Annotated in this window: 2 protein-coding genes (1 of these 2 only partly in view); one reads left to right on the top strand and one right to left on the bottom strand. The window is 47.5% G+C overall.

From position 1 onward, the window contains the following. Window positions 1-3: 3 nt before the first annotated feature. On the bottom strand, window positions 4-3,771 hold the full coding sequence (locus tag SVXnc_RS01510; protein ID WP_347722200.1) for a hypothetical protein: 3,768 nt from the start codon (window positions 3,769-3,771) through the stop codon (window positions 4-6). Between the two features lie 249 nt (window positions 3,772-4,020). Between SVXnc_RS01510 and SVXnc_RS01505 the strand changes: the two genes are divergently transcribed. Continuing rightward, window positions 4,021-16,833: the 5' portion of an Ig-like domain-containing protein gene (locus tag SVXnc_RS01505; RefSeq protein ID WP_347722199.1), read on the top strand. It continues 15,369 nt past the right edge of the window; 12,813 of the gene's 28,182 nt are visible here — the first part of the coding sequence; its start codon is at window positions 4,021-4,023; its stop codon lies off the right edge, out of view.

Genomic DNA, 16,833 nt, shown 5'->3' with positions numbered 1-16,833 from the left:
TTTTTACTTGCTTTCGTTTTCAACTACCTCCTCAAGTTTCTCGACTACCAGTTTCTTTACCTCCTCACTGTCAGTTCCCTCGACGTAACGGTAAACTATCTGCTCTATATCTTCCATAGGCAAGTCCATATCTTCTTCTATCCCTGACTGAACAAGATCCATAACCAGGTATATTCGAATACCTCTCATCAACTCTATATCCGAATCCAGCAAACGCTTCGAGGTGCTTACGCCAAGTAATGAAGCAAGAGACTTGTAAATCTCTATTGCCCTCTTCACGTCTCCGTTCTCTACTGCTTTCTCAAATCTGTGTAAATACCAGCGGTAAACAGCAGTTTTAGAGAAACTAATAACCTGATCTCTCTGATATACTGCTCCAGACAATATTAACATCAGAACAGCCGCTCCAAGGATCGGCAAGATACCTCCATCATTTTCCTGAGCTTCAAACTCTCTATACGCCGTAAAACGCTCCGAAGCAGTTTCACAGTCAAAGAGAATCATATTCTGGCCTTCTTCCAGGCTGATATTGAACTTTAGGGATGTACTAGTTCCATTGTAGAGCTGGCGTCCTGAACGGGTTAAAACGCATCTGCTCTCTCGGTTAAGATCTATGTCCAGCATACCGTACTCTCCGATAACTTCCAGCTGGTGCTGTATCTGTAAATCTTCAAGCTGTCTTGAGAAAACTATTGAAGGCCTAGACCAGTTTCTGTGACCGCGGAAACCATACTCGATCGTTCTCGAGCCATTAAAGTCTTCGAACACTGCGGTTCTAATATTTCGACCTTGTGAAGACGGGAGTTGATCTGCTATAAGCAAGTCGGTTTCGCCACAGGTATTTTCCAGCTTTAAACGGGACTGATTGTATCCAAGTCGTCTTTCAACGGCAAGGCAGGTGGCATTAAAGCTAAGGTTCTTATTGGAAAGATCGAACCCTAGCTGTTCAAGACGCGTCCTGTTCCAGCTGTAGTTTCCCACATAGCTGTAGTTCAAAGTTATATTTTCAGGTAGTTCCGGTTCCTCGTCAAAAGCACCTGACGGTATCCCTCCGCCTGACGAACCCCCTGAACCACCACCTCCGGAATCAGATTCCTCTTCTTCCTGAACAGTTACCGTAGCTGAAAGCGTTTCTCTTAAACCGCTTGAAGACGTTATCACACAGCTCAGATCCTGCTGGCCGCCGGATCCAGCTGTCACAGACCAGGTATTCGAAGTCGAGTTACCGTATGGAAGCCGCGAACTAGCAGAGTAAGTGGAGTTTTGGGTTGAAAGCCCTGAATTAAGTACAAGCTCCAGCTGTACATCGGAGAGATTAGCACTCTGAAGCCTGTTGGTGACCGCACAGGTGGCTTCAAAACCGCTGTCTGCCTGTACAGTCTCCGGCACCTCAAAACTTTCAGAAGTATTATAGTTCAAAGGAACCGTATAAGCAGCCGTGTAAAGACCGGAAACCATCAGCCCCTGCTGTTCAGGCGTCTCACAGCTGTAATTTCCTTTGAAAGGACCGCAACCGGAAGAAGTGGTATTCCCAAGCAGAGACCTATACTCAGGAAGATATGTGTTGTTATCTCCGTAAACATAGGCGTTTTCAAACAGCCGGATACCCAGACCGTAGCTTTCAGGACCACAGTTCGCACCACACCCTGTCTGAGAAGAATCTGTGATATTTGAAGCTTGTTCGCTGTAAGAGCTGTTGTTTGTATAACTATAGGTCCGCCAAAGAGCAGAACCTAAACGCTCCGTCGCATTTTTACCCTGTGCCTGCCGACTAAGGTTTAAAGCGACCTCTTTGTAGGTTTCATTACCTGTAACTTTGTATGCTTCCCAGTATCCGTCAATCATCGCAGCCTGTCCTTCGGAGCTTCCACAGTTAAAGTCTTGTCTCCAGACATCACAGTCCTCTGCCGAACCCTTCACGAACTTCAGAGAGGTCTCATACAACGAGTAATTTCCGGTACTTCTGTAGGATTCAAGAGTGGTTTGTATCAGACGTCCCTGCCTCAAGCTTCCCTCAAGATCTTCGACAACGCTTGAAGTGTTACAGTTAAAATCGTCTTTTTCAGGGCTACAGGCCGGGGTCGATCCTGCCTGAGTTCGGAACGGCGATTCAATAAAGCTGACCAGCCCCTCCCTGTAACTTTCAATAGTATTATGTAAAAACGCGGTGCTGAAACCGTCGATCATCTCCGCCTGGTAAAAAGAATCCTCACAGGAAAAATCGCCGCTCCAAGGCTGACAGTACTGTTCCGGGTTCGCCGAGGAAAAGTTTTCTGCCTCGATTTCAAGCTCCTCACTTCCTAGAGAGATACTGAACCGGAAGCTTCCGTTCTCCGGGAAGCTGAGATTTCCATCTCTGAACTTGTAACTGTAGACGGTCTGATTTGAGACGTTAGACGCCGGCAGAGTACATCCGTCAAGAAGATTGATGTCACACGAACTCCAGTTTTTATTACCTCGCATACGGTAGAGGATTTCTGGATCACGCATATCACCGCGCATCTGAGGTTTCAAGCTAAGATTTATGCCGAATACAGTTTCCTGTCCAAACTGCGGGTCCGAGAAACCGCGTTCCTCATCTTTCCTGTATTTTAAACCGTCCCAGTATACTCTTGAGTGAAGACCCTGCGTATCCGGGAAACTACACCGGTAACTGGCGTTAGAAGGATTACAAGAATAATTCTCAGAGTAGGAGGTAAGATTTGACGCATGGAAATAGTACCCATAGTTTTCTGTGGCTTCGTAACCATTCCAGAAAGCTAACAAACTCCGTAAATGCGTTCTCTCAGAAACATTTGTGCTTTCGTTCCGGTAAGAACTCAATAAGGTCTTGGAAATATTTTTAGCACGGTCACTGTAGTAATTATTACCTGTGAGTTTGTAAGCATCGAACAGAGCTTCGGCGACGGAAGGAGAAGAATAGTTTGTGGCTGAGAGATTCTTAGCTATCGACTTGTAGCTCCGATTTCCTGTAACTGTATAAGCCCTCCAATAACCTTGTATCATCTCTCCCTGACCGGTAGAGGTATTACACTTGAAGTCATCGGACCAGACGTCACAGCCCTCCGCAGAACCCCTGGAATAGTTTTCCGCAAGCGCTCTAACAGCGCTGTTGTTTGTGGCACCATAAACCCTCCAGAGTGCGTTTACAAGCGATCCCTGTCTTAAACCCGCAGATACTTCCAACTCATCATCGTTACCATCATCATTACAGCTAAAATCGTTTTCCGCATGGTTACAAGTTCCCAAGAGTCCGCCAGTATCATCATAGCTTGAAAGAGCGTAATCAAGAGAACGGTTTAGAAAGGTCTGGTTGTCAGTCTGAACATATGCTTCAAGGTTCGAAAGCATCATCTCCGCCTGGAAGGTTTCATAACCGCAGCTGCTGTCAGTCGTATTGTATGGACAGTCCTGGCTTTCAGAAACATTTTCAGTCAGGTTCAACGCCCTAGATCTAAATGTTTGGTTATGTGCGGAAATAGAGAGCCGGAAGCTACCTGAGGGAAAGCTTACCGAGCCATTCGTAAACCGATACCGGTAGATTCCTTTACTAGAGAAATAGCTGCCCGGGACCGTTACACCATACCCACCGTCTTCGTAACTCATTTCAAAGGACTTCCACCCCGACTCTGGTGCGGCTAGCTGTAAAGACATATTGGTAAGCGAAGTCTTGTTCTGAACTGAAAAGTTGACAGCTTGGTTTACACGGTAGTCTCCGTCTGTAGACGGGTTTGCCAGCTCGCTGGCAGAAGCAGTCCCGACCAGCAACACCAATATTGTGATACAGTAAATACTTCGGGCTGTTTTTAAGCAGTTATAGCGAATTTTCATCAACGACCTACAGTTAAACAATTCTGAGAGAGGTTTAATAATTTACAATACTCCTTAAAACAATTCTGACCGTTCAAAAACAGTCTAGACCTCATTAGCCATGGAGGTTTTTTATACCGGGAGACCGAAGTTGAAACCATAGTGAGTCCTCACAGTTTTGAAAACCTGAAAACCTCAAATTACATACATTTGGCCGCTGGACTCACATTCGCCGTTCTGCTTATAGGATCTGTTTCCGGGCAGACAGGATTGAATGTAGCTGACTCCGTGGCCGACCTGTACGTACAAGACAGCAGCTCTGACGGCAACTGGACCGTCTACTTCAACACAACTCAGGACGGTAACATCATATTCGAGCTTGTAGAAAACAGCGATAGCCTGTCTTTCAACCGGTTAGAATACCGAGAGAGCGGTTCATGGGTAGAAAACCCGGCCGAGGTTTCAGGAGACACGGTTAGATCGGACTGGACGGGAAGTCAAAATTCCTACGGACGGATTATCTACGATGTAAACAGTTTTGGATCTTACGGCGCAAATATTTCAATCGGAAACTCTTCCCGAACCGTTTATAGCTCCGGAAAACATGAGCAAAGCTCTTTCCAGCTTAATCTAGACAATCCCATTATACAGTATGAGCTATGTGCCTTTAATTCGAATTTCTGGAGCTGTGATCCGTCAAGTGATGGTGAAACCGCTGATCCAGGTTACAATGGCGAGGTAATTGATATTGACGGATCAGAGGAGAGAAGTTTCGAGTTACCGGGGAATTCAAACGTTGATAGCTTCTCAATCCAGCTCCAGAGCTTGGAGAGCGAGTCATTAATGAATATAACCGGACAGGGAATTGAGTTCGCTGAGCTTTCCGCCGATGATCGAAGAGAGATTCTTGTATTCGAGGATTCGACGGTGAAAGCGTTTAAATCCAATGGAAGCAGTCTCTGGAACTACACTGCGTCGAACAGCGTAAATAGTATCGAGTCAGGTGACAGCGAGGTCTTATCCTCGGAGGATGAAGTGTTTGTAGCAACCGAAAACAGTCTGGAGTATCTTTATCCGAACGGTACGGAGATAAGAAGCATTGACGGTTTCGAGTACTACGATGTAGCCGCCGGCGAACTTTCCTCAGAGAGTGCCTTCTACAGCAATGACGATGGAGAACCAGAGAATTTCACTTGCCTGGGCTGCGATACGAACTCCTCGCGCTTCACACTACCTTACGAGATCAGCAGAGGTGAAGACGGACTATACATCAGAACTGCGCTTAACTACTACAATAAGAGTCAGGACTTAGAGCTAATATTGAACGGGACGACTTACGATATAAACGAAGAGCTTGTAGATAGTAGCGCGGTTTTTGAGAAAAAATCCGATGACGGTTCTTTCGAGGACATGGCGTCTCTGGGAGAGAACGATCTAACCTTAGAACTACCTCAAGAAGATTTCGAGTCAAAAAGCGTTTACCTTAAGTTGCCTCTCGCACGTAACCCTTCAGGCACAGGAAACCTCAGTCTGGAAGTCAACGGCAATACCTACAGTTTAAACAGGTCAAGTGTTAATGCTAGTTCCTCTCCGATTATTGAAGCATCCAACGCCTCGGATTTCAGATCTGTGGCCAGTATACAGGACTCTACAGTCTATACAGGAGGCTTTGATCCCGGTCAGAACAACTCAGTTTACATTGGAGCAGCTTTCAACAGGATTAACGGAGAGAACGGAGACATAACTGTTTCCGTAGGAGATTCAAACTATACTATAGCATCCGAGAAAATTAAGGCGGACAGCGAGAAAAGCTTCAAAGCTGACGACAGCGTAGCGGATGATTCAAAAGTTCTTAATGGAGAGAACTCGACGTTCAATCTCTGGTACGACATACCGGATGATTTGAACTCGGAAGATATTTACATCAAGTCGGCGCTTTCCTATTTCGGGAACAAATCTGGACAGCCCTACCTTACTGTAAACGGCTCTCGTTACGATATAGACCGATCGGAGATCTCGGCGGCAAGTAAACGTAACTTCAGCATAAACGATGGTTCATGGGAAAACGAAAGCTGTATAGGGTGTGAAGATGACACAAATCCTCCGCATACCTTATTCGATCTTTCTGCCTTTGATCTTTCAAGTTTCAGAGCTGAAAAAACATACGTTTCAGCACCTATGTGTTATACAGGTTCGCGAGTGGATGATCTGGTACTCAAGGGCAATGGTTTGAGCAACACTGAGTACGATGTAAACGTATCGGAGATTCCCGCATGTAGTTCGGGCGCAGAATGGGTTACAACACCTGTAGATACAGGTAACTTACAGGAAGAGTTCGTATTCTACAACTGTAGAGAGTGTAATTCGTCCAGTCATTACAGGTTGAAAGGAGATAACTCTACATCCGGGGCAAACTCCCAGTATTACCTCGGTTCCGGTACAAACTACGATACCGATCTCGGGTTCGATTACATGGTTAATCTTTCGACCAATTCATCTCTGGATTACAGCTGGGTTGAAACCCGTGTGGAGAAAGAAGACATAGCGCAGGGAGAAAACGTTAGCTTCGGCTGTGACAGCTGTAACGGAAGCCAGTTCTATCGTTTGATGCAGGATTCCAGCACCGGCAACCACTCGTTCTACAGGAACGGTAGCTCGGAATCCGTGGTTTCTGAGGACTACATGGTTCGGACCTGGACAAACAAGTCACTGAACCATTCATGGGCCTACACCCGCGTTAACTCATCAGCTCTCGGAGAGGACACAAACGTAAGCTTTAGCTGCCGTTCATGTAGCTCAGGCTACAATATACTCTACGATGACACTGTATCCGGAGAATCATATCACAACAGCTCCCTTCTTTCCGGCGAATACCATGTTGAAGTAGAAAAAAGACCTATTAACACATCCTGGACCAAAATAGAGATCAACAACTCCGATGTAAAAAACGCAGAGGACATAACACTCTCCTGTGACGGCTGCGGCCGCCGATCAATGTTTATCGGACTTGATTCTAGCTCAGATCAAAACACATACAGTAGAAAAGACGGAAACAGTCTCTTGAAAGACATGGGTGGCTCTGTCCGCGTATGGAGCAACACCAGTCTCGCATATGACTGGGTTAGAACGGAGGTTGACAGCAACGATATTTCAGAAAATCAGAACGTTACTATAACTTGTTCAGACTGTGAAAGCCCTGCTTTCAACTTGATGCTTGATGATGGTTCTTCCTCGGATTCTTTCGTTTATGAAAACGGTTTTGAAAATATTTCCCAGGGATACATGGTAAGGGTTGATTCCTTCGGTTCCAACCAGGGCCAAGAGGTTATAGCATCCAAGTTCCCATCGGTTATATCTGCTTTAAACAGTTCTTCAGTTGAAATCTGGAATTATTCGACTGAAAAACGGACCTATGATCTCGCTGTAGGAGATGTTTCGAACAATACCGGTAACGAAGTCATCGCAGGTACGAAGGACAGGGTTGTCGTACTTGATTCCGCAGGAGACCTAGTATCTCAGCACCCAAGTTCAGGTTCGGAGTGGTTCCGTGCAGTAGACGTTCTAGATGTAGCCGGAGATTCACGGAACGAAGTCATCGCAGGCACAGATTCGGGCAGAGTGATGGCTTTTAATTCGACAGGCACGTACTGGGAGACTGATGTTGGAAGCAAGGTGATGAGCTTGGAGACCGGGAATCTTTCCAGACAGGATGGACCTGAAATTCTCGCAGGCCTAGATGACGGACGGCTTGTAGTACTGAACTCGACGGGAGGCGTGGAAAATACTTACGAGCAGAACTCCGGGATTGAAAGCCTTGAATCAGGAGACATACGTGATTTGACGGGAGACGAGGTAGGGGTCTCGACCTCGGACAGCATGATATTCAATCTGTATTATCTGCCGGTAAATCTTTCCGCAGATATCAGAGCCGACGGGAACGCTGAATGGGTTGAGAACGGTGTTTTCACCGGGTCGGAGACAGTTTCCGGCGCCGACTTCGTGAACGCTTTCAACAACGAGCTTTCTTCCTGTAACAGTTTGTCCTGTAACGTGAGTTTAAGGTTTGAATCTGATTCGGACGGGCGTTTCCGTGTTTCAGATCCAAGCGTCGAATACAGCTACAATGTTTCCCAGACAGTTTCCAGTACGGAAGGAGTTACGCGTTGGGCAGAGAGAAGAGATATTACAGCAGGAGAGCAGATAATGTACCGGGCGTTGGAGATAGCTTATCCTACGAATCCTGCGGTACCGGTAAGAGTTGAAGACATAACTTCGACTGAGATAAGTAACGTTCTCAGCAACCAGGGTACAAGCGAGATAGTTCTGAACGACAGAAGGTTCAATATTTCAACGCCTTACATCGATCTGCCGACAGATCTAAGTTACTGGATGTTCGGTTCAGGTTCAAGAGAAAACGATTACTTATGGTATAATAACAGTCAGAGAGCTGCGCCGGTGGCCGTTTCTACAACTCCGGTCAGCGAGGGTTCAACTGTATCTAGAAACGTAACTGTTTTCCGGAATACTAGTCGGACGGATTCCGAGTTCGTGAATGTAACAGTCGATCTAACTGTCAATGATTCAGAGGTTTCAGGTAACAACTTCCTGGAAGTTGATTGGAACAACAACGGTTCTTTCACAGATATTACTCCAGACTCTATGGGTTGTTCCGAGTGGGAAAGCAGGAACGTAGATGAGACTGCTTTCTACGTCTGTATGGAAGATGAGGATGGAAACGGTCAGGTCGATAGCTTCAACTGGATTCAGCCGAGAGTAGGGGCGAGCGGGGATACACATAGCTCGACAGAGTACCGTGTCGGAGGTTCAACGAACTTCGCACCTGAGCTGACCTCTCGGAACACGAGCGCTCCGGACTACTGGGGAGAAAGTTTCAGCTTCAACGGCTCGTTCAACGATACCGAATCCGACCAGGTCAACGTGACACTTTGGACACAGGTAGGGACGGACTGGGTTCAGAGATCAACTAAGACGATCTCGGAAAACACCAGCTTTGAGATCGAATCCTACATGAACTGGACGGAAGGAGTCTCTTATCTTTACGAGTTCCAAGACGTTAACTCAAGTCTAGAGGAGTTACATAACGCTCAAAACAGCTCCGTGGAGAGCATTGACGTTGAGAGACATGAGACTGTCGCAGAGTATGTTTCCGGGGATGGGCAAACAGTTGATCGGAGAGGAGAGGATGCGGTATTCGAAGCACGTCTAATGGATAATGTTACAGGAGGTTATGTTTCTGAGGATGTTATCTGTAGGGTTAAAGTAGATGGAGGTAGTCTGGATTTCGGACAGCCGAACAGCACCGGTCACTGTAGTTTCAGCCTCCAGGATTTCTCGGAACCTGTAGGCCAGCATAACTGGAGTATCGAGTTTGATTCAAACGATTATTTTGTGGGAAGCAGTGTTTCAAGACAGTTTATACTAAATGGGAACTTCACAGTTGAGAACACTAGCTTTGAATCTGAAGTGGTTTACCGGCCGGACGGTCACAGTGACAGCAGCGTAGTCTACAACTACTCGGGAATCAAGGACTTGCTTGGCAACCCGGTTAACCCGTCTTACACACTCAGCTGGGATGGTTCTGTGATAGGTAACGGTGAGGTTTCCGGCTCGGAGGAAGCCGGTAGCTTCGATCTTGTTGATGACGAGCCACTTGGAAACAGATGGCTGAATTTCACGTTGACAGATAGTAACTTCAACTCGGAAAGCGTGAATACGCTTCTAACTGTTAAAGGAGTTTTAGAGACCGACCTTGGTTCACAGAGCATTGTCTATGCTTCCAACGACAGCATCAATCTCACAGCGAACGTGACGAACAAGTACGGCGATGAGATAACTGATGCGACAGTAGCCTTCGAGACACCTGGAGGCGAATGTGTCAACAACTACCGTAATGGAAACAGTTATACCTGCGAGTTCAATCCGAGCAACTCACTGAACGCAGGAAAATACAACTGGAGCGTTGATATATCCAAGGAGTTCTATGTCTACGAGGAAGACGAGAACGCATCGATTAAAGTCCGGACACCGATCTCAGCAGATACGACGACAACTCAAGGCGTTGTCAGGAGATACAACGGTTCTTCAGCGACTACTTCGGTAAGTTACAATGTTTCAAATATCACTGACGGCGCTCAGAGACTAGCGAACTTGAACTACACAGTTTACTGGAGCGGAAACCGGTTTAAGACCGGAGCTGCGAACAGTACCGGTTTCAGCGGAAGCTTCGATGTGCCGGATACCGAGACAGTTGGAGAGACAAACCTGACAGTTAGCATCGAAAAAGGAGATTACCGGCCTTACAACCTTACAGAAACTCTTAACGTGGAGGGCAACGTAAATACTTCCCTGAATACCGAAGGATTCGTATATGTATCAAATGATTCCGTCAATCTTACCGCAGAAGTCACAGACCGACTAGGAAACGAAATAAACAACGCAAACACTCAGTTTAACACGCCTTCAGGTACGTGCGATACAAGCTACAGAGACGGGAACCAGTACATCTGCGAATTCGATCCAAGCAACTCACTGGACGCAGGAGAATACGAATGGAACACTACGGTGACCAAAGAACTCTATGAACACGAGCAGAAAACAGAAGGCAGTCTTGTGGTCCGTACTCCGATCTCTGCGCATATTTCTGTAACCGAAAGCCCGGTTTACAGATTCAACAGTTCAAGCAGACGTACTTCGATAGCTTACAATGTTTCAAATATCACTGATGGAAGCAGAGATCTGAACAGCAGTGATTACACGGTTTACTGGTCCGGCAGTGTTTTCGATACGGGAACGGTTGATTCAGAAGGAAGTAGCGCAGAGTTTAACGTTCCGGACACGGAGGCTCTAGGCGAGTCATGGCTGAACCTCTCCCTGGCTAACGGAAACTACAGGCCTCTCAACTACTCGAAGAGAATTAACGTCAAAGGCAATCTGAACGCAACCCTGGGATCGCCAGAGATTGTATATGCCTCCAACGACAGCATCAATCTTACCGCAAACTTAACGGATAAGCTCGGGAACCCTGTAGAAAATGCGACAGTTATTTTCAACACTCCTTCCGGAACCTGTGAAACCAGCTACCACGTTGACAGCAGCTACATCTGTGAGTTCAACCCAAGCAACTCACTGAACGCAGGAAAATACAACTGGAGTGTAAACGCATCGGAAGACTCATATAGCTACGAGCAGGAAATCAACAGCAGCTTCAAAGTCCGAACACCGATCTCAGCAGATTTAACGAGTAGTTCCGGTATCGTGTACCGCTATAACGGCTCGTCCGGAAATACTTCAGTTTCATACAGCCTCTCAAATATTACTGATGGCGATGCCGATCTGGAAAGTGTCGATTACCGCGTTTATTGGAGCGAGGAATCGGTGAGAACAGGGACAACTGATTCGTCAGGTATCGCTGGAAGCTTCGATGTACCGGATGAAGAATCGGTTGGAGAAACAGCTCTCAGGGTTGAGCTAACTAAAGATGAGTACCGGCCTTACAACGTTACGAGAACTGTGGAAGTCGAAGGTACTCTTAATACCACGTTGAGTTCCGAACCTGTAGTTTATGCCTCAGGTGACCGCATCAATCTTACCGCAGAAGTCACAGACCGACTAGGAAACGAAATAAACAACGCAAACATCCAATTTAACACTCCAAACGGAAACTGCGAGGCCCGTTACCAGGAAAGCAGCCAGTACATCTGCGAGTTCAATCCAGGCAACTCACTGAACGCAGGAGAGTATAATTGGAACGTTACAGCGTCTAAGGATAGTTACAGATACGAGCAGGAAATCAACAGCAGCTTCAAAGTCCGAACACCGATCTCAGCAGATCTTAACGTATCTTCCGGGCCTTTGTACCGTTACGACGCAGCATCCGGTAGAACGGAGTTAACGTATAACCTCTCAGAGATTACAGACGGATCCGGTCCTCTGGAAAACGTCGATTACAGTGTTTACTGGGATGGGAACATAGTTGATAGCGGGACAACGGACAGCACCGGATTTGAAAACTCATTTGACATACCGGATGAACAAGAACTGGGAAGTACCGCTTTCAGAGTTGTACTTGAGAAAGGAGACTACCGGGCTTTCGATAACACGGCACAAAGAGCTGTTAGAGGAAGCTTGAATATTTCAGCTCAGGAGGCTGATCCTGTTTTCCGGAACAACTCCGAGACTTTCAGCGGAGATTATGACCTGACGACAGATCTAAGAGCTAACATCACCGACATGCTTGGCAACCCGGTTACAGGCGCCTCAGTCTCTTACAGCACGCCTTCAGGTAGCTGTAGTGAAACTGAGATCGGTGGCGGCGTATACGAATGTAGTTATGACCCGAATATTTTAGCTTCCGTTGGATCACATAACTGGAGTGTTTCGGCAACAAGATCGGATTACGAACCCGGTTCCGCCGGCAACAGCAGCTTTGTTCTGAAGAACGTGGTCAGACCGGAGTTCGTCTCCGACAGCGCCGAGATCTCCAGGAAAGGCACCGGAGATCTGGAAGCCGAGATAGTTACACCTTCCGGGACAAAGGTCGATAGTTCGGAGTTCGAGGTAGGTTACAGCATCAACAACGGTTTCGAGACAGCTGTATCTGCTAACAACGGAAGGTCGGTCTACAGTTGGAACACTGTCTGTAGCGATCTCCCTGGCGCATACAGCGTAGATGTGAACATCTCCAGTTCCAGTTCGGTCTACGAGGTATTCCAGTCCGAGGATTCTGGCACTGTCGGCGTCTACGATAACTTGACTGTCGATATCACCAGCCCACAGGATATTGATGAGGGCGGTACGAACTACAACCAAGGCGATGATGTATCACTTGAAGCCAGCCTGGCCGATAGCTGTGGCAGCCCGGATTCCTCGATTGACTACGATCTAATCTGGAATGTCAGCGACCGGGATACTGCCAACGACTTGATCGGTAACGGAGAATCACGGACATGGACCGTACCGGATTATATCTCCGGGGACGTGGATCTTACGGCATACATCGATAACTTCGAGTACTACCAAGATGGGTTCGAGACCCATGACCTACTGGTTGAGAGAGTGATCAACGTCAACATATCAGAGGGCGACAGCGATAAGATTAGAGACTACGGTGAGAACCACAGTTACAGTTTCCAGGCTGATGTGGTAACTGGAGACGGCTTGAGAGCCAACGAATCTGATATAAACGAGACCTGGAGCGATTTCAACGTTTCATGGTATGTAGATGGACAGAAGATAAGAGAGCTTTCCGCAGACAGCAGCGGAACCGTCGAGACCGTACTGGATCTTGGAGCGAGCTACAGCCCAGGTCAGCACTCGGTCAAAGCCCGGTTGGAAAATACGTCTGCTGTTAATACAACTATCTTAAGGCAGAATCAGACAGCTGAAATCGACTTGGTGGATGTAGCGAACGTCACTGTACTCGAGCCGACGGATTTAGATCTTTTTTATGCGGAAGAAGTCCCTCTAGGCTCTGTTATAAGTACTTCGACGAATGCTGCGGACGAACTGGATATAGCGTACACATGGAGTTACAAAGATGACGATAACCTGCCTATTACAATAAGTTCATCTCAGAACTCGAGTTTCAACGTTCCAAGCTATATCTACGGCTCAGGCACACTTAGCTTGACAGCGGACAACGATTACATAGTGGAGGATACAGAGGTCAGGAGTACGGAAGGTAAAAGAAAGGTAAGTATTGATAGCTACGATCCGGATCGTTACCTGCCGCCGGCCGGCACAACAAATATTTCAACGACAGTGGATGTACAGGGCTTGGAGAACGTCTCCGGTTACGAGGTAACTTTTTGGGTCAACAACTACTCGAATAACTTCACTGAGTTGACAGATAGCTCAGGGAAGGCCGTCAACCGGCTTAACACCACCAAGCTTACAAAAGGAGCGCACAAGACCGGTGTAATACTTCAGAATAGCTCTGAAAAGTACTTCGAGGTTGAACCGCCTTACAGACAGAACAAAACGGTTGTTCTACCAGAAGTTCTTAACGTCTCAGCTTACTGGCGGGACAACAACGAGGCCGTTCTAGGTACGAAGACCGCGGACGATGAGGACGGCGATAACTACAACAACCTCCCGGACAGAGTTGTTTACAGGAATCCTGGTCCGTGGAAGGAGCCGGATGAACTCAAGCTTGCGGCAAATGTTACAACGCCGTTCGTATCTGAAGGCACACAGTACGATGTCGGGAACTCCACAGCATACTTCTGGTTGAACGGCACAAGTGCGGATGGAACAGAGGTAAATGAACGGATAGCGAGCTGTACGGTTAACTTGACGGAGTACAGCAACGCCCAGGACGACAACCAGGATACCTGGTGGGATGATTACCTCTGTCACACTGAATGGAATCCAAGACCAGATTTCCCTTACGGAGAGTACGATCTCAAGATAAACGCCTCGCACCCAGAGGAAGGATGGAGCGCCACACCGGTAGAAAACGTACCGGTCGAGGTAAGAGGCATCTTAAACATCACTATCGATCAACCTACCGAAAACCGGGAAACCTTCCAGATGGAGAATCTGAGTCTTGAGGCCACGGTAACTGACTGGAACGGAGAAGAGTTCACAGTACAGGAACTGGATGAGGCATACTGGACGCTGGAAGAGGACGGATGTGCCAACACAGGAGATAATGGAGGAGGATGGGGTGGTGCGGTAATGAACTGGGGAGGCGCCATAGCAAATGGAGGAAGAGCCGACACTCTTTCAACATGGATTGTTATGGGTAACACCGGTAATTACAACATTGACGGCGGCGAAATGGCATGGCTTAACGCTGAGAAAAGGTACTTCGAGGTCACACGGACAGAGTACCGCAGAAGCTTCACAGGATGTTCGGCAGTACACCGCCAGTGGGAGGACAATCTAGGATCTACGAACAACGAGTTCGAAGGAGACAGAGAAGACCGTGTAGGACAGATCCACGACGTTAAAGCCCGTGTAGAGGCCGTCTGGAACGCACCAGCTCAGACAACTGTTGGGACAAACAGTGAGGAAATACTGAATGTTTCAGCGAGATTCTTCGAGTACAACACTACGGAGACTGTTCCCGGAGACTTTGAAGGCAACTACTATGCGACCTGTCTAAACTGTACAGATCCGCAGAATAAGAACCTGGGACCTCAACGAGAAGGCGAATACCAGTCAAGGGAGGACGCACAGTTCCAGTTTAACTTCAGTAACGAGGATTACGGCGCCAATTACAGTATCAAAGTCTGGGCTGAGCCTTTGGACGATGACTACGTAGGAGAATCGCCTTACAACGCTACTACGAAGACTTTGTCAGTTTATCAGAATGTTGGAAGTGGTTCAGGTGCCTGTAACCTCAACAACATATGTGAGCCAAGTGAAGGTGAGAACGTCGAGGTCTGTCCGTCCGAATGTGGTTACGATAACCTGCCTGAAGAGTTCTGGGTGAATGAAACAGCCGACCAGCAGGTAAACCAGACACAGTACAACCAGTTTAACAACAGCTCGGCTGCGAGCTTCGAGTCCGATGTATCCTACTACGAGGATCACTCCTCTTACCCTGTGGATGGTGCGGGAGGATGTAACTACGATGGCAGCCAGAATACGACTTACGAGGACAGCGATTACTGTCCGGACTTCTTTAACATAGAGGAGCCTCCGAGCGTATCCGGCGCCCAGACCACAAAGTCTTACGTTCAGCCCGGGGGAACGGACTTAACAATTTCCGCAGAGGTAACCGACGCAAACGACAACATTGACCGGGTGAATCTGACGAACGTCGGCGGAGACGATACTTTTGAACAGCTGATGAGTACTACTTCCGGAGACTGTTCGAATGGCTGTACTTACTCGGCCGATCTAACCCTATCAACTTCGAACACTTTCCGGATTTACGCCAACGACACTACCGGATACACGAACGCAAGTCAGGAAATCCAGATTTTACAGGATTCGAATGCCGTGACCGTAAGCTCAATTGACGTACCTGATAGACCGCTTAGAGACGGGGAGAACTTTGAGGTCATAGCCAACCTTTCAAACATCGATAACCCTGATCCAAGGCCGAATACTGTTGAACAGGTCTTGATTAATGGCAACACAGTCACCTATGATTCCAGTGTAGGCGGATGGCAGACCACGCTCTCGGCGAACGCAAGTAACACCACTGTGACAGTGGAAGCATACGAGATAGCGGGTTATTCCGATAAAAGCTCGGCGACATACACGGTCGATACTACAACACCTCAGGTTAAGGACGTACGTTCGAACATCTCAGCCGTAGGTCCTGACGAAGAGTTCCGTATCCTTGCGAATATCACCGACAACTATCTTGACAGCACAACCGCCCGCAGAGGAGGAGCTACTAAGTGCGATAACTCGACGTTTGTCCGCCAGTCCGGAGAGACTTACGCATGTAACATCCAGGCACCTAGCTCCACAGGCAGCCATCAGTACACGGTCTATGCCAATGACTCAGCAGGACATCTCAATGACACCGAGTCAGTTCAGATACAGGTCGATGGAAATCCGCCTCAGATAACAGACGAGCAGATCTCGGACAGCATAGTTCAAAGCGGCACAACGGTCGATGTCTCAGCGGACATAGCGGATGCTGAAGGAAATCTTGATTCCACATGGATTGAAGACAGCGAGTCAACGCGCTGTACGAACTCAGAGTTTGCCGACAGCAACGACGACGGCAACTTCGAATGTTCCATCACGGTGAGTTCGGATAGAACGTTTACGATCTACGGTAATGACACTCTAGGTAATACAGCATCAACAACTCTGGAAATCACCGTAGATGATAGCGCGCCAGCTATCTCCGTAAATACACCGCAGCCTTCAGAGCTGATAAACGGTGATTACACAGTGAACGCAACAGTTACCGATGAAAATCTTGATACCGGAAGCCTTGAGTTCAAGATAGGTAATTCAACGGAAAACAGTACGTATAACCCGGACAGCGGTAGCGATGACAACTGGGTCCATACCTTCGATACCTCTAACTAC

Source organism: Candidatus Nanohalococcus occultus (assembly GCF_029207735.1).
GTDB lineage: Archaea > Nanohalarchaeota > Nanosalinia > Nanosalinales > Nanosalinaceae > Nanohalococcus > Nanohalococcus occultus.
The sequence above is the reverse complement of the archived record's forward strand: the minus strand, read 5'-3'. Positions and strand labels throughout refer to the sequence as shown.